Below are 18,287 nucleotides of genomic sequence, written 5' to 3' on the forward strand. Positions count from 1 at the left end.
CAATGAAACAATTCGTATGAATATATCGGAATTATCGCTTAACCGGCCCGTTCTTGCCGTAGTAATGAACCTGCTTGTCATTCTGTTCGGGGTGGTTGGGTACAATTTCCTCTCCCTGCGCGATTACCCGGCGATTGACCCGCCCATTGTAAACGTGCGCACGAGCTATGTGGGAGCAAATGCCGATATCGTCGAAAGCCAGATTACGGAACCACTTGAAAAGAGCATCAATGGAATTCCCGGAATCAAAACGATCAGTTCGTCGAGTCAGGTCGGGAACAGCAACATCACGGTTGAGTTTAATTTGGAATCCGACCTGGAAGCGGCAGCCAACGACGTCCGCGACAAAGTAAGCCAGGCTCAACGTAACCTGCCGCAAGATATTGACGCGCCGCCTGTCGTGAGCAAAGCGGATGCGAACAGCGATTTTATCCTTCTGCTGGCCGTACAGAGTCCCTCCAAGGGAATACTGGAATTGAGCGAATACGCTGAAAACGTGCTGCAGCAAAGCCTCCAGACCATTGATGGTGTGAGCGCGATCAACATTTTCGGCCAAAAACGCTTCGCGATGCGCATTTGGCTCAATACCGACAAAATGAGCGCCTACGGCGTGTCCTTTAACGACATCAGCAATACGCTGAGCGCCGAGAATGTGGAACTTCCGGCAGGAAAAATCTACGGAAACAACACGGAGCTTACCATCCGAACCATGGGCCGCCTGACCACCGAACAGGAATTTGGAGACCTGGTCATCAAGGACGACAGCACTGGAATCGTGCGGCTGAGCAACGTGGCGAAAGTGGAGCTTGGACCGGAAAATTATGAACAAAGCTGGAAGTACAACGGTGTGTTGTCGGTAGGTCTTGCGGTAATTCCGCAGCCTGGTGCTAACTACGTCCAGATATCGGATGAGTTCAACAAGCGCCTGGCAGAAATTCAGAAATCGAACAAGTCCGACATTTCGTTTAATGTGCTGATAGACAACACACGTCTCGTTCGGCAATCGATCAAGGAGGTTGAAGAAACCCTTCTGATCTCGTTTGGGCTGGTGGTAATCGTAATTCTGTTCTTTTTCCGAAATCTGCTTGTGGCGGTGCGTCCTCTGGTAGATATACCTATTTCGTTGGTAGCCACCTTTTTTGTGATGTATTTATTCGGCTTTTCGATCAACATACTCACCCTGCTAGGAATCGTACTGGCAACGGGACTTGTAGTGGATGATGGTATTGTTGTTACCGAAAACATATTCCGGAAGCTCGAAGGCGGCCTTCCCATCCGCCAGGCAGCCCTGGAGGGAAGTAAGGAGATTTTCTTTGCGGTAATTTCTACTTCACTGACGCTGGCCGTTGTGTTTTTACCCGTTATTTTTCTGGAAGGGTTTGTGGGGAGGTTGTTCAGGGAATTTGGGATCGTTGTTGCTTCGGCTGTTTTAATCTCCGCCTTTGTTTCTCTGACCATCACACCGGTACTCAATGTGGTGCTCAACAGAAAAAATTCCGGCCATGGATGGTTTTACAATAAAACGGAACCATTTTTTACCGGAATGGAAGATGGCTACAATCGCAGCCTGAAAGGATTCATGAAAGTAAGGTGGGCGGCTTGGGTGCTCGTGGCTGCATGCGGTGCATTGATTTGGTTTACGTTCACCAATCTTCAGAGTGAGCTGGCGCCCATGGAAGACCGCAATAGTGTCCGTCTGAACCTGACCGCCCCCGAAGGAACAAGCTTCGACCAGATGCAGAGCATTACCGATCAGGTCGTAAATTACCTCAACGATTCTATCCCGGAAAAGTCTTTTACTTTTTCGGCCACACCCGGTTTTGGAGGATCAGGGGTTAACAGCGGCATGGCCCGTGTGGGCCTGGTACCATCCGGAGAAAGGATACGTAGCCAGAACGACATTGCCAGTGCCATCAACAAAAAAGCATCCGAATTCAACGATGCGAGAATTTTTGCAACACAGGAGCAAACCATTTCAGTGGGCCAGGGCTCGAGAGGAGGATTACCAGTACAGTTCATTCTTCAGAATCTTGACTTTTCGAAACTCTCAGAAGTGATGCCGAAATTTTTGGATGAAGCAAGAAAAGATCCTGTTTTTCAGAATGTCGATGTCAACTTAAAATTCAACAAACCTGAGGTAAGGCTCACCATTGACCGCTTGAAAGCACGGGATCTGGGCCTGTCTACCAGTGACGTTGCAGCGGCCATCCAATCCGCATTCAGCGGCAGAAGACTTGCCTATTTTATCATGAACGGACAGCAATATCAGGTGATCGGGCAAGTTGAACGTGATGAGCGGGACAAGCCCGGAGATATTTCGAAATTGTTTGTGAGAAATGAGCGTGGTGAAAGCATACCGCTGAGCGCGGTGGTAAATATGGCTGAGGAAAGCGGACCTCCTACCATATACCATTACAACAGATACAAAAGTGCAACCATATCGGCCTCACTTGCAGAAGGTCGTACGATTGGTGACGGCGTAGCCGCTATGCGTGCGATTGCTGCCAAATTGTTGGATGAAAGTTTCCAGACTTCCCTGACCGGCCAATCGCGGGATTTTGAGGAAAGCTCTTCCAACACCAGTTTCGCGTTCACACTTGCATTGCTCCTGGTGTATCTGGTGCTTGCAGGTCAGTTCGAGAGCTTTACGGATCCTTTCATTATTATGATTACGGTACCGCTGGCGCTGGCAGGTGCCCTGCTGAGTCTTTATATTTTTGGTCTTACAATCAACATTTTCTCTCAGATCGGGATGATTATGCTGATCGGATTGGTTACCAAAAACGGTATCCTTATCGTAGAGTTTGCCAACCAGAAAAGGGAACAGGGATTAAAACGCATGGAAGCCGTGGTGGAATCGGCTACCCAACGCCTCCGCCCTATTCTGATGACCAGCCTGGCAACCGCGTTTGGAGCGTTGCCGATTGCGATGGGACTGGGTGCCTCGGCAACGAGCCGTGTGCCTCTGGGCGTAGTGATCGTAGGCGGGTTAACGTTCTCGTTAATCCTAACCTTATTTGTCATACCTGCCGTGTATACATTTATTTCCCCAAAACAGAATAAAAAAACGGCAGAACAAAAAATGGCGGAAGAAATCGCCGCTGGCCCGGCCGTTTAAGTACAGAAACAAATTCAATTTCAATCCATTTACAGGTTTTTTGCATGAACCCGATTTCGAATAAAACTATTAAAACAGTAATCCTGCTTCTCCTGGTTTCCGTGGAAGCGCTTAGCCAGCAAGCTGGTGACACGCTGCGATTTACATTGAATGAAGCCATAGCCATTGCGCTGAAGAATAGTTACGAGATTCAGGTTGCAAAAAACAATGTGGATATCAGTACGATCCTCAACAATTATGGCATTGCGGGTGGGCTTCCGATTATAACCGGGGCACTTTCCAATACCGAACAGGTCACAGATGTGAACCAGGAACTGAATACAGGTGTCAAAATAAGCCGGAGAGGCGCTACCGGTAATAACACACAGGCCAATTTGTCGGCAGGTATACTTCTATACAATGGCCAAAGGGTTGTTTCCACAAAAAAACGATTAGCAGAAACCCAGTTTCAAAGTACGGAACTGTTGAACGCTCAGGTACAAAACACCATAGCCCAGGTGATGACCAGTTACTACGATGTGGTTCGCCAGCTAAGCTACATCAATACCATTCAGACATCGATCGAGGCATCTCAAAAACGTCTTGAAATTCTACAGGTGCGAAAAAGCGCCGGAATGGCCAATAATGCGGATCTGTTTCAGGCACAGATCGATCTGAACACCTTGACCCAAACTTTAATGGATCAGCAAATGGTGGCTGCAGTCGCTAAAACAGAACTTTTGAGACTGCTTACCTTAGACGCCAAAGCGCCATTGGCTATCAGAGACACCATTATGGTGGATCAGACCTTACAGCTCGACGCCATTCTGGACCGGATTACGGTAAATGCGGATGTAAAAGCCGCCGACCATCAGATCCGCATCAACGAGCTGCTTGTGCGCGAAACGGCTGCGTTACGGTACCCAACAGTGAGGCTCAATACCGCATACAATTATTCCAGAAACCAGACAGGCGCCGGACTCACGCTCCTGAACCAGGTGGTAGGCCCTAATGCAGGTATCGCGATAGGCATCCCTATTTACAACGGATCCATCTTCAAACGACAGAAGCAGGTGGCGGAAATAAATACCAACAATGCCCAGATACAGAAGGATGTGCTCGTAAGAGATTATGCTTCCGGAACCGTAAAAATGTACCAGACCTATGTAAGCTCCCTGCAACAACTGGCGACACAAAAAGAAAATTATGATCTGAGCCGCCAATTACTGGATCTTACCTTACAGCGTTTCCAGCTTATTCAGGCCACAATTATTGATGTTCGTGAAGCGCAACGTAGCTTTGAAGACGCAGGCTATCGCATGATCAACCTTAACTTTGCCGCAAAATCGGCGGAAATTGAGTTGAAAAGAATTAGTAACACACTTCAGTAATCGCAATCCCCGCCATGAAACAGCATGCACGCTGTGACGACCTTCACGGTCTACATCTCATATCGTGAAAGCCCTCAGATTTTGATCCAAACGCATCCCTGATATTCCATCCTTTCCGGTAGATCCTGCTCAGATATCTTTCTGCATCGGGATCGTTGGGGAATTTTATATTATCTGCATCCCAATTCAACAGCTGCCCTGGAACACGGATGGCGACGGTCCCCAGCAACGGGGCTTCGTTCATGCTCTGGCCTGATACAGAATATTAGAAGTTGGCTCCATTGAATTTACAGCCCGCCTGATTGACATAATCCAAACTATAATCTTACGATTCATTATTTTAGAAATAACAGGTCAATTGGTGAATTTAGAATTAATCAATAAATTCAAGATTATGTTTGCCAAAATGATAGAAAAAGAAGAAATACATAATTTCGAATTGATCATTGGACTTGCGAAAGATGATCCAAATTTTGAAAATGTTAGTCACATCATCCACTTGCTTGATAGATTTGATAAAAAAAGAGACAATGAAGACCCTGAACTAAAAAGTGCTGTCTTCGCGGTGGTGAAAGAAATTCTGGAGCAGCGAATAGCCAAACCAATATTTGGGTATTCTCCAACGGCTCCTTTGCCCGACCCCATTCCCGAGACGGTAGACGAGGTGTTGAACTATCTGGATAAATATTGGGGTAACCCTGCTATAAGGCACAATGATATTGGCCGAGGGTATCTCCTATTTTTTGAAAAAGGAACAAAGTTGGATCACAATACACTTAACACAGTTCCGCGGTAACGGGAGTTTATTTTTGGAATGTGTCATTTTGAAGTTAGGAAGGGACGTCATTTTGGCACGAAGGCACGTTTTCACAAAAGAAGGGTGGGTTCTATTATCAAACCCACCCTTACTTCACTTCTTATTGGCGTGTAATATCAAAACGCTTCCCTGATATTCCATCCTTTCCGATAGATCCTGCTCAGATATCTTTCTGCATCGGGATGGTTGGGGAATTTCATATTATCTGCATCCCATTTCAACAACTGCCCGGGAACACGGATGGCAACGGTCCCAAGCAATATGGCTTCGGTCATGGGGCCAGACTGCGCAAAGTGAGATTCCGTTTTTTCTCCTCCCAGGCAGGCATCTACAAAATGATGATAGTGATTACGACTTTCCAGGCGCTTTAATGTTTTGTCCTGAAATTTATTTTCCGGAAGCAACACCGGCGTCCCGCCATGCGGGATCAACAAGGCACCTTCCGTTCCGACCAGCATGGCCGATTCGGCCGGATATTTTTCAATGGAATACAACGCACGTACTTCCTCCGGCGGGTACATCAGCCCGTCAAACCACTCCAGGGTCAGCTCTTTGGAAGCGGTAAACTTGTTACCCGGAAATACCCATGTGATGTGGTCACCCTGGGGCCAGGTGTCGCCACGGCGCTCTGGAGAATCTTCCCAGGATTTTTGCACCTCTGCAACCACAGATTTCGGAGATTTCAGGCCCAGTCCCTTCCACACCGCGTCGAAAATATGGCAGCCGATATCACCGGACCATCCGGTTCCGAAATCCTGCCAGGCCCTCCATTTACTTGGATGGTAAATCGCCGGAGCATAAGGTCGAACGGGAGCCGTTCCCAGCCAAAGGTCCCAGTTTAAAGTCGCAGGCGGCTCCTGCGTTTCGGCAGGTCGGGGCCCCACAAGCCGGTACGTATCAATTGCGCCTGGACGGTTGGAGCACAGGTACACATTTTTCACTTTACCGATCAACCCATCCTTGATCCACTGTACAGCGGTACGGTCACCGGCCGTGGATGCGATCTGCGTGCCTAGCTGTGTAATGACACCCGCCTTGGTGGCCGCTTTGGTAAGCACACGCACTTCGGCTACGTCATGGCACATGGGTTTCTGACAATACACATGTTTACCCGCTTTAATGGCAGAGTACGCAATAGGAAAATGATTATGATCCGGAACTGTAACACTGACCGAATCGATATTCGCACTTTCCTTAGCGAGCAATTCACGCCAATCGGCATACAATCGTGCATTAGGATTAAGTGCCGCCGCTTTTTTCAGATTGTTTTCATCCACATCACACAAGGCAACAATATCTACCTTGCCATGCGACATGAAGTTTTTAAGATCGCCTGCTCCCATACCACCTACGCCGATCGAAGCATGCCTGAGTCGACCGTTTTGAACAGCTGCCCTTGCCTGAGCGTTCATGATCAGTGGTGGCGCAATAGCCGCAGCCGCAGCACCAAGTAAAAATTCCCTTCGGGATAATGGCGGAATGATCTCTTTCATAAAAATAAGAATTCAGGAAGTAAGGCTTGTGAATGTGATGTGGGCTCTAACCTATATAAAAACCTGAATATTAAAAATTTACTATTGAACAATCAAAAAGTACTCAAAAAATTAGCAGATTTAGCGGCCAGCTAGCTCTGGCACGTGCCACAAGCCACATTATAATGCAATATGCTATCGTAGATCAACCTCACATCCGTATCTAGCAGATGTAGATACCTTTCAGACGAGGCGGCGGCCACATCTACTTCCAACCTCATTTTTGATAAATTTCTGATTTTCGGACAACCAGTTTGCTATGAAACCTACCGGCAAAAAAATACCCCGACCGGGCTGGCCAGGGCAACAATTTATACATTACACTTTTAAATTACAGATTTGATAATCCTAGTTTGGATGGACTGTTAACGCGGGACATTTTGCCTGGAACAAACTTATTCTGCCCCGTGTAAAAATCCATTATATATCCAACCAACATAAAAGGTGCAGCCAGAATGGATGAGAATACTACGGCAAGTAGCAACGACAAGGCCATCCAAAACTTCAAAATCCACACAACAACTACTGATGACTTTTTCATAACATTCAAAATTGGTATAAACAATCTGTCCAAATAACCATGCCAGTCGGGTACACCAACCTCAATAAAATTACAACCCATCATCTATTTACAATCCGGATAAGTATATTTGATTCTTTAAATAGTTAAACTCCTCTAAAATCAAAATGAGTAAATGGATTGAAATAATCGTGAGGAGCCTGGTGGGTCTGATCATGGCCATTGCGGCGACGTTAACAACCATTATCTTGTCTCCATTTTTACTGGTCATGTGGCTGATCAGGTTCATTACAGGCTTCTCCAACCACGACGACTCCGAAAACCCTCAGTAAGTGCAAAATACTGATATGGAACCAGCTCATGCCTTTGCTAGTACGCACACATGGCGGGGAAATGCATGTTCAAGCAACCGTTCCAGGAAAATTTTATGCTCCTCAGCCTGGAACCGATAGGCATTGCGCCATCCTGTATCTCCACTTTGAAACAAAAAAAACGAAAGCGCTCAAGCAGCAAGTGACAAGCAACCGGTCACTCAGACCGAAAACTTCTATTTATTAGAAGCCAGAAAAAAAAGAGATTAAAAAAAACGACTCAAATTCTTATTTATCTGTTTATAAATGACTTACGGTATTTCAAAACTTACATCAACGGGCCAATGGCCCAATTCCGTTAAGCTTAACGCTCCTGCTCATTGACCGGATGGCATAAAATTTCCCCTTTATAAAAGTAACCCGGCTTCTATTTCCCCTTTATCCTGAAAGCAACTTTTTATTACAATGGATAGAAGAGAATTTGTTAGAAATACTGCCGCAACCCTCTGCGCTGTTCCTGTTTTAGGATTGACTGGATTTACACCGGCTCCTGTTGATAAAATGCCCCCGTGGCTTTTGGAGTTGGTAAAAAATGCAGACAATGCGGTAGATTCGTTAAGACCTCTACAGGTTAAGGACACATCCAGCCCTGATCTGGGAGGCTTAAGGGATGGTTTCGATATATTAAACGCACATAGCACCGCTTCCTTCATTCAGTACGGAGCGTGCACCATTTCATCACCCACATCCCGTAACTACCAATCCGCCGAACTGTTGAAAGACATGAATCTGGCCGCTTTGTATCTCATCAAAACCCAGCATGCTGATGGCACGATTGACCTGCATATAACCAATTTTCACTCAACACCCGACTTGGCTTTTTTGGTAAAAAGACTGGCCGTATCGTATATGCTGATTGAAAAATCTAAAACCCCCGGGTACGAAAAGATGCTGGCCAATCTCAAAACTTTTCTGATGCGCGGTGGAGATGCACTTACCGTGGGCGGGATACATACGCCTAATCACCGGTGGGTGGTTTCGGCGGCTTTAACCAGGCTCAACAATATATGGCCCAACCCCAAGTATGTTGCCCGCATCAACCAATGGCTTGGCGAACATCTGGATATTGACGAAGATGGACAATACAACGAAAAAAGTACTTATATATATTCGTCGCTTACCGACAGGGTGCTGATTACCGTTGGCACCGGACTCCAGCGAACGGATATCCTGGATGCTGTGCGACGTAATCTGGACATGACCATGTACCTTGTACACCCAAACGGCGAGGTCGTTACGGACGCTTCGGGCAGGCAGGACAAGGCCCTGATCGGAACCCTCGAAAATTATTATTATCCTTACAGATACTTCGCGATCAAGGATAAAAATCCTACCTATGCGGCCATGTGTGAGCTTATCGAGAAGACTGCCGGCAAAAAAATCGGGGGAAATATTGATTACTTCCTGGCTGATCCAACCCTGTGGGCCCCGCTTCCAGCTGCCAAGCCCTACCCTGTCGATTACGTAAAGACCTTCTCCAACTCGGGATTGGTCCGCATACGACGAAACAATTGGGATAGCACACTGATCGCCAAAAACCCGGTATTTTTCACTTTTATGCGTGGTAATGCCGTACTACAGGGCATGCGCTTTGCTTCATCTTTTTTTGGTAAAGGCCAGTTTCAGTCTGAGTCCATAGTAAAAACAGACAAAGGATGGGTACTGACACAGTCGCTGGAAGGTCCCTACTATCAGCCACTTCCCCCTGAAAAAATATCACCAGATGGCGACTGGGATAAAATGTCCCGGGCAGACAGGCCACAAAGCGAAATTCAGAAACTTGAAACGAAAATTGAGATCCGGGAAGTAGAAAATGGCATGGAGGTTGAGATATCCACCTCGGGAACCGAACGTGTGCCCGTTACCTGGGAACTGATATTCCGGCCTGGAGGCGCCTTTAAGGGCCTGACAAAAATCGAAAGCGCAAAAGATTCCTGGTTGCTCAAAGAAGGCACAGGCAGCTATGCGACCGATAAGGATACCGTTTCTTTCGGGCCGGGACTGTCCCTGCACAAAAACATTGCGCTGCGCGCTTCACTGCCCGCCATGGATGCGCCGTCAGCCTATCTCACAGGCTTTACGCCATTCAGGCATGTAATTAAAATATCTTAGGGGAGAACCGTCCCTAAGAATTGTATGGCGTTAGCACGACATTTCCGAATGTGGTGCTAACGCCATTTCTCTCTCAACCTCCCACTACCCTCTTCCTGATTTGGCTCACTTACAGCGCCTGGACATCCAGGTAACAGGCAGTAGGATTAAAAATGTCGTGTTGCTGTTTCAGCCGGTCCCGATAACGTTCCTCCCGTTTAAGAAAATAAAATCCCCACCCCAAATCACCATGGTAGACCATACTGTTTACCGAACAATTTTACACGCACATTAAATCTTCGCCTATTCCACTCATTTTCAAATAAATAATCCGGATTATTAGTAAATTTGATTTCGCTCAACAATCTTTCTTCGAAATCCCTAACCAGTGCCGACTATGAAAAAGTTGATTCCTGTGTTGCTGGTATTCCTCTCCTCCTTTTCTTTTGCAAACTCCGTTCTGATTCCCATGGACAAAGCGCAGACCAATCATCTGAAAGCGTATGGACTGGCTTATATGCTTTTGAAAGATGACCAGGACGTGGAATGGCTGCTCAATTACCGTGGGGGAAGTTTCAGGGTTGCTTATAGTAAAGCTGTCGAAAAGGAATGTCGGCTGCGTGCTGTATCTTACGAAGTAATATCCGACGGAGAGAGCCAGCAGATCACCGCTCAGATAGGGCGGACGGATGTGGACATGGAGGTGATCAAACTACACACGGCGGCAAAAATCGCGGTTTATACACCAAGTAAGATCAGCGCTTCCGAATTTGAAAATACAGATGCCGTTTTGCTTGTTCTTAAATACGCAGAAATCCCTTTCGAAATCATTTACGACGAAGAAATACTGAAAGGAGATTTGCCTAAATATGACTGGCTGCACTTGCACCATGAAGATTTTACCGGACAATTCGGGCGAAACATGAGGCGCGTAAGTGTAAGTGACGTCAAAGCCCAGGAAGCATTGGCAAGCAGGCTTGGCTATAAAAAAGTGTCGCAAATGAAACTGGCGGTGGCCAAAAGCATCAAGGAGTTTTGTGCGGGTGGCGGCTTTTTGTTTGCCATGTGCTCAGGGGCCGAAACCTTCGACATTGCGTTAGCTGCCGAAGGCGTTGACATCGTTGAAAACCTGGATGGCGACGGTGCCGATCCCCAAGCGCAATCAAAGCTAAACTTCGAGAAGACTTTCGCTTTTTACAATTTCAAATTACAGACAGACGATTACGAAGGAATGATCTTTTCAGACATTAACTCCTCGGCAGGAGGACGGTACTGGAATAGAGATGCGAGTGAATACTTCTCCCTTTTCCAGTTTTCAGCCAAATGGGATGTGATTCCATCCATGCTCGTTCAGAATCACGAAAATCTGATCCGCGAATTTTTTGGTCAAACCACTGCCTTTAATAAAACAACCGTAAAACCGGAAGTATTGGTGATGGGTACCAGCAACCGGGCCGATCGCTACATTTACGGAGAAGTGGGAAAGGGGCAATGGACCTTTTACGGAGGTCATGACCCCGAGGGCCGCGGCGGGAGCCATCGCATGCCGACCGACCTGAACCTGTACCCGAACTCGCCCGGATACAGACTGATTTTAAACAATATTCTCTTTCCATCGGCCAAGAAAAAGAAGCGCAAGACCTAGCCCGCGCTGCAAGAATCACTTGTTATTCAACGGCCTAGCGCCTGCTGTACTGCATGCATTATCCGCCTCCCATACAAATATGCCTGGTTGGCGCTTAAAGCAAAAATGGGTAGTTTTACCCTGTAACATGACTCATAATATGGCAACTTTGCTCACAGACATTAACCAGCTGGATTTACAGGCATCATATACTTATGCTGACTATTTGCTTTGGAGATTCGAGGAGCGTCTCGAATTAATAAAGGGCAAGATATTCAAAATGTCTCCGGCTCCTTCAACCCGACATCAGCAAATCTCAGGCAGACTGTATCTGGAAATGGGTTCATTTTTCAAACAGCATGATTGTCAGATATTCTACGCGCCTTTCGATGTGAGACTAAGCAAAACAGAATCATCCTCTGCTAACAATAAAATTCATACTGTAGTCCAGCCCGATCTTTGTGTGGTTTGTGATCAAAACAAGTTGGATGAAAGAGGGTGCCTCGGAGCGCCAGACCTGGTGATAGAAATCCTGTCGCCCGGCAACTCCAGAAGGGAATTGAATGACAAGTTCGCATTGTATGAAGAGAGCGGCGTTCGCGAATACTGGCTTGTGGAACCCACGGAAAATGCAGTATTTGTTTACGTACTGAACGAAAACAATGTATATATCGGGCTCCAACCCGCCACCGACACCTTGCGATCCGTCCTGTTTCCCGATTTAGTAATTGATTTGCATGAGGTTTTCCGGTAAGATTTTTTTAACATTTTTTAATACAACAAAATTATCGCACGTGCTTTTCAGCGATATCTTTCACCTTAGTAGCTATATGATTGCAAGATCATTATCTGCCTGACTTTGAAACAAAAGTAAACAGACCTTTCCTAAACCAGCGGGGTTAGGCCTTATTATAACTAAAGGTCTAACTCCATTTTAATATCAGCCCTTTTGTATTCCCGTTCCACCAGGGGCACTTCCACGAAGCCAAGCTTCAGATATAAGCGCACACCGGCCGCAGAGCCTTTCCTGTTTGAATAAAGGACCACTTTTTTGGCTCCGATTTCCCTGGCTTTTATTAGTATTGCTTTACACAATAATTCACCGATCCTTTTTCCCCGCATGCGCTTCGCCACGGTCATTTTACTCATCTCCACCACATCCTCACCTCTGCGTTTCAGGGCGCAAGTGCCAACGGGTTCATCCTTGTAAAGTACAATCAGAATTGCGCCTCCATCTTCCAGGTAATAGGCCTCAGGATCAGATAATATCTTTTCGTCTTCAGGCTCCACCTCGTAAATCTCCGAGATCCAACCGTGGTTCAGCTCATAGAAAGCCTTAGCGTATTGGGCTGTAAAATCTACGATCCCGATGGACGGATCACCTTCGGACTGTATAAGGCAGAGAATCCTTTCATGAAAACCTTCCTTTTCCTGTTGATGTGTTGTGTCGCTCATATTTGACTCCTCATTTCGAAAAAAATTGATGCGGGACTATTTACCTGAATGAATAAGACTATAAACCTCGGTATCTCTGAAACGCCCGTTGAAGTAACTGTCCTCCCTGAAATGTGCCTCTTTCACAAACTTTTGTTTTAAAAGAACCTTACTTGAATCTATATTTTCAGGATTCACTCTTGCTTCTATACTATGAAGCCCCATCTCCCTGAAACCATACCGGATCACAACAGCAATTGCCTCCGTTGCATATCCTGCGCCCCAGAATTCAGGGTCAATAACATAACCGATCTCTGCCCGGAAATTACCTGCATCTATGGTACGAAAGCCAATGGTTCCGATGAGCTTCGAGGTGCCCTGAAGCGAAATACCCCAGATGATGTTCTTCTGGTCGCGAATACCCTCCTGAAATTCCCCAATCAATTTCTGAGCCTCGCTCATTGACTGCAGCAATGGACGACCTATGTATCGCATTGCGATGGGATTTCTCCGGATGTTAAAAATTTCTGCGGCATCTTTCATAGAAATTTTGCGCAGTAATAATCGGGGTGTTTCCAGCACAGGAAACGGTTCAAAATTCAGGTCAATCATATTTAATTTATCCAGAGAGTTCCAGCGTAACGGGTTTCGATACAGTATTTTACGCAATACATCTTGCAAATGAACTACCTCGTAGCCAAACCTGCATACCCTAATCATTCGGCAACCTAAACTTAACACTTAACAACGCATTTTCAAGCAGGCAAATACGTGGCTAACAAATCGCGCTATAGCAGGATCAAACTGGAACCCAAACCCGGATGAATTCTAACGATACCGTCGCTCCCAGATCTTGTACCAATTGGGATTTGCGGGGTATTTACGGTGGGCGGCGCGGTTGTTAACCAGCAACGCCACCAGCAGTAACACCATCACACCAGAGAGCACAGGGCTAAGCACATACCAATAACCCAGGCTGGTGATCTTGACAGAACCAATGTTCGCGATCAAAGCGGTGGCCCCTCCAGGCGGATGTAAGGTCCTTGTAATCTGCATGAGTACGATGGACAGCGATACGGCAAAAGCGGAGGCCAGCCAAAGTTGATCCGGGATGATATAATGAACCGTAACGCCCACAAATGCACAAATCAGGTGGCCTCCGATCAGGTTTCTTGGTTGAGCAAGCGGACTGTTGACAATCCCATATATAAGCACCGAGGAGGCACCAAATGAACCGATAAGAAACAAATTGTCAGTCTGCGCAAAATGCTCCTGATTAATAAAGCCAATAATTCCGATACCCAAAAAGGATCCGATGAACGTCCAGATGTGATCTTTGAAATCTATCAGTGTTTCTTTATAGACCACATAACGTGCGAGGCGTACGTTTCGCTTAATCCTTTTCTTCAAAACTCAAATTATTAATATTGGGAAGCCCTGGCTTTGAAACCATTAAGTCATTTTCAGGGTTCAAATTTAATAGTTAATTCAGGTATTGACTATATTTTTTAAGGTTTTAAATTTTCTTTATCCGGAAAAAATGCAAAATTGAATTTCGAGACCCCATGCAGGAAGGAACAGAATTTGTGTAAAATCAGGCAAGTAGCTGTTATAGTAAACTTTTATATTGGTAGTATTGTACAAGCTACCATTGGTACCCATGAATTACCTCGACGAGTTCAAAAAATTCATTACAAGTCATTATCTCCACACGGGGGTCCGGCTTACCTTTGGAGCTGTAATTCCATGCCTCATCTTCCATCATTACGGAGTTTTAGGCGATTATATTGCCTTTCCATTAGGCACACTGCTCATTGGGGTCACCGATAACCCGGGGCCGTTCGTCCGTCGCCGAAACTCCATCCTGGTTGCCATACTCACTTGCTGTTTTGTAATCTTTGTCACCGGTTTTCTCCGCCACATACATTTTGCAGTCTTTGCTGAAATTGTACTTTTTGGCATGCTGTTTTCACTGGTAGGCGTTTACGGCAACCGGGTTAACAGTATCGGCCTTATTTCTCTGCTCGTATTTGTTTTCAACATTGACGACCATTTAAGCGGAGAATCCGTCTGGCGTAATGCTTGCATTTTCACGGCAGGTGGATTCTGGTATCTGATTCTTTTCTTTGTTGTTCAAAAACTACGACCCTATAAGCTCATTCAACAACTTCTGGGAGAGAACTTTGTGGAGCTTGGAAAGCTGCTGTCCATTAAAGCCGGTTACTATTTTGCCAAACCGGATTACGATGAACTATTCAATCAAATAATCCACCAGCAGGTGATCCTGAGGGAAAACCATGAAAATCTTCGCGAAATTCTTTTTAAAACACGGGAAATCGTAGCAGAATCGACCAATAAAAGCCGGATCCTGATGCTGATGTTCCTCGACAGCATCGACCTTTTTGAGCAGATCCTTAATTCACAACAAAATTACGCAAACCTCCACCGGGCTTTTGACGACAGTAAAGTGCTCCGCCTTTTTGGAACTTACATCAGCTGGCTGGCTGCCGAAATACAGCAAATCGGGATAGCCGTACAAAGTGGCGTTTCCTCCAGGCCCAAACACGACCTGGATGAAGCATTCAACAAATGTCAATCGGCTTTTGAAAGAATGAGACAAGATCGGATGACCCATGAAAATATGGAAGATTACATCATGCTGAGGCAGATATTGAACAGCCTGAAAGACATTACTGAGCGGGTTAAAAAGCTACACAGGGCCACCACCTATGATACTGAACTGGGACAACAACATCGGATGGATGTGGAATTGGAAAATTTTATCCCCAAGAGAGAATACCACCCACGTATCCTGCTCGACAACCTGTCGCTGAAATCGAGTCACTTCCGGCATGCGCTCCGTGTAACGATCGCGCTGATGATAGGCTATCTCGTATCCATGTTTTTCGATTTTGGGCACGGCTACTGGATTTTGTTAACCATTGTGGCCATCATGAAGCCGGAGTTTAGCATCACCAAACAACGAAATCTGTATCGGATTGCCGGCACCGCGCTGGGTGCTCTGATAGGATTTCTGACGCTTTACCTGAGCGAAGACAACACCGTTCATTTTGTACTCCTGATGATCGCGATGATACTGGCCTATAGTTTTTTAAAGATCAATTACTTTGTTGCTTCCGCAAGTATTACCGTCTATGTTTTACTATGGTTCAACTTCCTGAATCCCCAGAATATATCCACTGTTCTCATTGACCGGGTGATTGATACAATAATTGGATCCGTTATCGCGTATTTTATCTCCGCATACGTCCTGCCGGTTTGGGAACACACGCAGATCAATCAGTATATGAAGGCTGCACTGATTGCCAACCGGAAATATTTTGATCACGTAGCAGCAACCTTTACAGGTAAGAAGCTATCTATCAATGACTTAAAACTATATCGAAAAGACGCCATTATCGCCATGGCAAACCTTTCGGATAATTTCCAACGCATGTTATCTGACCCAAAAAAACAACAGCTTCAAATGGAGGAATATCACCAGTTTGTAGCTACCAGTCATATGCTAACTTCCTACATTGCGTCGCTGTCTACCTACGCCCAAAACGAGGGTGATGCGTATATTTTCGAAGAGTTTGAACCCATGATCAGGCAGATCGACCGGCAGTTTCAGTCGGCCACTGGGATCATTGACGGCAGTAGCCAGAACGGCCCTGAGGTGATGCGAGAATCGTTGCCGCAGAACAAAAAGCTTCTGGAACTGCTCACGATGCGTAAAAAGGAAATCAAGGAGATGGGAATCGAAAAATCGCAACAATCTCCAGCCAGAAAGGCCTTGTCGACCTTAAAAACCATCAATGGCCTGTTTGAACTCATCAGTACGATTACCATTGATGAGATCAAGATCCTTCAAAAAATAACACCTGCCAAAGCAATCAGCTAAAATCACTAAACAATACAACCGATGGAGCTTATTTCCGGAACAGAACGAAAAAATATCACACGCGGACTTTCGGTTTCAATTGTGCTTAAACAAGACCAGAAAAGTGGAAAACTTACGGAAGGTATCGTAAAGGATATTCTTACCAGTGCGCCAAAACATACCCATGGCATTAAAGTGAGGCTGGAATCGGGTGCGGTAGGGAGGGTTAAGGTGATCAAAAACTAAGATTTCCAGTTCCAAATGCATTCTTAAACCATTCCAAGGAATTCTTTACCAGCCCCTACTGTTGCATGATAGCTAAATAAGTTACCGACGAACTACAAATATCCGAACGAATGTCTGCACTCTTTTCACCATTGACCATTAAAAGCATTGAGCTAAAAAACAGAATTGTCGTGTCTCCCATGTGCCAGTACTCGTCAGAGGATGGTTTCGCCACGGATTGGCACTTGGTTCATTTGGGAAGTCGGGCTGTGGGTGGCGCCGCGCTCATCATCAGTGAGGCGGCAGCTGTATCGGCCGAAGGACGCATTTCTCCCGATGATCTGGGCATATGGAAAGACGAACATATAGATAAACTAAGGCAGATCACCCATTTTATTCATTCAAATGGCTCTGTGGCGGGCATCCAGCTTGCTCACGCCGGACGTAAAGCCAGCACCCATGCACCCTGGAAGGGCCACGGCGTTGTGTTGCCCGAAAATGGCGGCTGGAAAACCGTTTCTGCGTCGGCCCTGGCCTTTTCGGAACGATACGACACGCCTGACGCATTGGATCATGAAGGCATTCAAAAAGTAATCACCGACTTTGCGCTGGCGGCTGAAAGATCATTGAAAGCGGGATTCAAAGTGATTGAGTTGCATGCTGCACATGGTTATCTTATCCATCAATTCCTTTCGCCGTTGAGCAACAGGAGAACGGATGAATATGGCGGAAATCTGGAAAACCGAAGTCGGTTGCTTCTGGAAATCATCGACGCAGTTCAAAAAGTGTGGCCGGCAGAATTGCCGCTTTTTGTCCGTATTTCAGCAACCGACTGGGCGGAGGGCGGCTGGGATGAAGCGCAGTCTGTCCAACTTTGTTCCATGCTGAAAGCTAAAAGTATCGATCTCATTGATGTGTCATCGGGTGGATTGGCAAGTCATCAGAAGATCACCATCGGTCCGGGATACCAGGTGCCGTTTTCGTCGAAGGTCAGAGCCGAAGCAGAAATCCTCACCGGGGCAGTGGGGCTCATCACGGACGCAGGTCAGGCGGAAGAAATCCTTGAAAAAGGTGATGCCGACCTCATCATTATGGCTCGGGAGTTCCTGAGGGATCCTTATTTCCCTTTGCATGCTGCCGGTGACCTGAATGCTCCGATGGCATGGCCGGTTCAGTATGAGCGGGCTAAGCCTAGCAAATAATCTAATTTTCCAGCCGCTCCCACACCCTGTTGATCCTAAGTTTGAGTCTTTCATCCATGGTTTCAATGGGAAGATCAGCGGCTGGATCAATTGTAGTCAA

At 46.2% G+C, this 18,287-nt stretch carries 16 protein-coding genes; 10 read left to right on the forward strand and 6 right to left on the reverse strand.

The features are described 5' to 3' along the window. The first annotated feature begins 16 nt into the window (after window positions 1-16). A complete protein-coding gene (locus DYADSP32_RS08175; protein WP_149243185.1) occupies window positions 17-3,118 on the forward strand; it encodes an efflux RND transporter permease subunit in 3,102 nt (1,033 codons plus the stop codon). A gap of 44 nt (window positions 3,119-3,162) precedes the next feature. After that, complete coding sequence (locus DYADSP32_RS08180) at window positions 3,163-4,488, forward strand: TolC family protein (RefSeq protein ID WP_149243184.1); 1,326 nt, start codon at window positions 3,163-3,165, stop codon at window positions 4,486-4,488. Window positions 4,489-4,531: 43 nt separating this feature from the next. Here DYADSP32_RS08180 and DYADSP32_RS08185 read toward each other — a convergent pair whose 3' ends face one another. Then, on the reverse strand, window positions 4,532-4,732 hold the full coding sequence (locus DYADSP32_RS08185) for a hypothetical protein (RefSeq protein WP_149243183.1): 201 nt from the start codon (window positions 4,730-4,732) through the stop codon (window positions 4,532-4,534). Between the two features lie 150 nt (window positions 4,733-4,882). On the opposite strand from DYADSP32_RS08185, the gene DYADSP32_RS08190 reads away from it, so the two are divergent. Then, the gene (locus tag DYADSP32_RS08190) at window positions 4,883-5,284 is read left to right on the forward strand and encodes a hypothetical protein (RefSeq protein WP_149243182.1); all 402 of its coding nucleotides are present in this window, start codon (window positions 4,883-4,885) and stop codon (window positions 5,282-5,284) included. 137 nt (window positions 5,285-5,421) lie between these two features. Here the strand turns inward: DYADSP32_RS08190 and DYADSP32_RS08195 are convergent, their stop codons facing one another. Together DYADSP32_RS08195 and DYADSP32_RS08200 are read right to left on the reverse strand one after the other, a co-directional pair. After that, complete coding sequence (locus DYADSP32_RS08195) at window positions 5,422-6,798, reverse strand: Gfo/Idh/MocA family protein (protein WP_149243181.1); 1,377 nt, start codon at window positions 6,796-6,798, stop codon at window positions 5,422-5,424. 370 nt (window positions 6,799-7,168) lie between these two features. Next, a complete protein-coding gene (locus tag DYADSP32_RS08200) occupies window positions 7,169-7,378 on the reverse strand; it encodes a hypothetical protein (RefSeq protein ID WP_149243180.1) in 210 nt (69 codons plus the stop codon). Between the two features lie 146 nt (window positions 7,379-7,524). Between DYADSP32_RS08200 and DYADSP32_RS08205 the strand changes: the two genes are divergently transcribed. From DYADSP32_RS08205 to DYADSP32_RS08220, 4 genes are all read left to right on the forward strand, one after another. Continuing rightward, window positions 7,525-7,689, forward strand: a complete 165-nt coding sequence (locus DYADSP32_RS08205; protein WP_414617618.1) for a hypothetical protein — start codon at window positions 7,525-7,527, stop codon at window positions 7,687-7,689. Window positions 7,690-8,133: 444 nt separating this feature from the next. Continuing rightward, on the forward strand, window positions 8,134-9,840 hold the full coding sequence (locus DYADSP32_RS08210; RefSeq protein WP_149243179.1) for a hypothetical protein: 1,707 nt from the start codon (window positions 8,134-8,136) through the stop codon (window positions 9,838-9,840). A 376-nt stretch (window positions 9,841-10,216) separates the two neighbouring features. Continuing rightward, complete coding sequence (locus DYADSP32_RS08215) at window positions 10,217-11,464, forward strand: asparagine synthetase B (protein ID WP_149243178.1); 1,248 nt, start codon at window positions 10,217-10,219, stop codon at window positions 11,462-11,464. A 127-nt stretch (window positions 11,465-11,591) separates the two neighbouring features. Then, window positions 11,592-12,197, forward strand: coding sequence for a Uma2 family endonuclease (locus DYADSP32_RS08220; RefSeq protein ID WP_414617619.1), 606 nt, complete (start codon window positions 11,592-11,594; stop codon window positions 12,195-12,197). Between the two features lie 161 nt (window positions 12,198-12,358). Here the strand turns inward: DYADSP32_RS08220 and DYADSP32_RS08225 are convergent, their stop codons facing one another. The 3 genes from DYADSP32_RS08225 to DYADSP32_RS08235 form a co-directional block, all read right to left on the reverse strand. Continuing rightward, the gene (locus DYADSP32_RS08225; protein WP_149243176.1) at window positions 12,359-12,898 is read right to left on the reverse strand and encodes a GNAT family N-acetyltransferase; all 540 of its coding nucleotides are present in this window, start codon (window positions 12,896-12,898) and stop codon (window positions 12,359-12,361) included. 36 nt (window positions 12,899-12,934) lie between these two features. Next, window positions 12,935-13,489 carry a GNAT family N-acetyltransferase gene (locus DYADSP32_RS08230; RefSeq protein WP_414617620.1) on the reverse strand — a complete coding sequence of 185 codons (555 nt, stop codon included), beginning with the start codon at window positions 13,487-13,489 and terminating at the stop codon, window positions 12,935-12,937. Window positions 13,490-13,705: 216 nt separating this feature from the next. Next, entirely contained in the window at window positions 13,706-14,287 is a 582-nt protein-coding gene (locus DYADSP32_RS08235; protein ID WP_149243174.1) for an HPP family protein, read from the reverse strand. 250 nt (window positions 14,288-14,537) lie between these two features. Here DYADSP32_RS08235 and DYADSP32_RS08240 point away from each other — a divergent pair, with 250 nt between their 5' ends. The 3 genes from DYADSP32_RS08240 (at window position 14,538) to namA (ending at window position 18,187) form a co-directional block, all read left to right on the forward strand. Next, window positions 14,538-16,781, forward strand: a complete 2,244-nt coding sequence (locus DYADSP32_RS08240) for an FUSC family membrane protein (RefSeq protein WP_149243173.1) — start codon at window positions 14,538-14,540, stop codon at window positions 16,779-16,781. 30 nt (window positions 16,782-16,811) lie between these two features. Then, window positions 16,812-17,006: a YwbE family protein gene (locus DYADSP32_RS08245; RefSeq protein WP_149244925.1), complete on the forward strand. Its 195-nt coding sequence runs from the start codon at window positions 16,812-16,814 to the stop codon at window positions 17,004-17,006. A gap of 110 nt (window positions 17,007-17,116) precedes the next feature. Then, entirely contained in the window at window positions 17,117-18,187 is a 1,071-nt protein-coding gene (gene namA, locus DYADSP32_RS08250) for an NADPH dehydrogenase NamA (RefSeq protein ID WP_149243172.1), read from the forward strand. The last annotated feature ends 100 nt before the right edge of the window (window positions 18,188-18,287 follow it).

Origin of the sequence: Dyadobacter sp. 32, assembly GCF_902506755.1 — a bacterium.
GTDB lineage: Bacteria > Bacteroidota > Bacteroidia > Cytophagales > Spirosomataceae > Dyadobacter.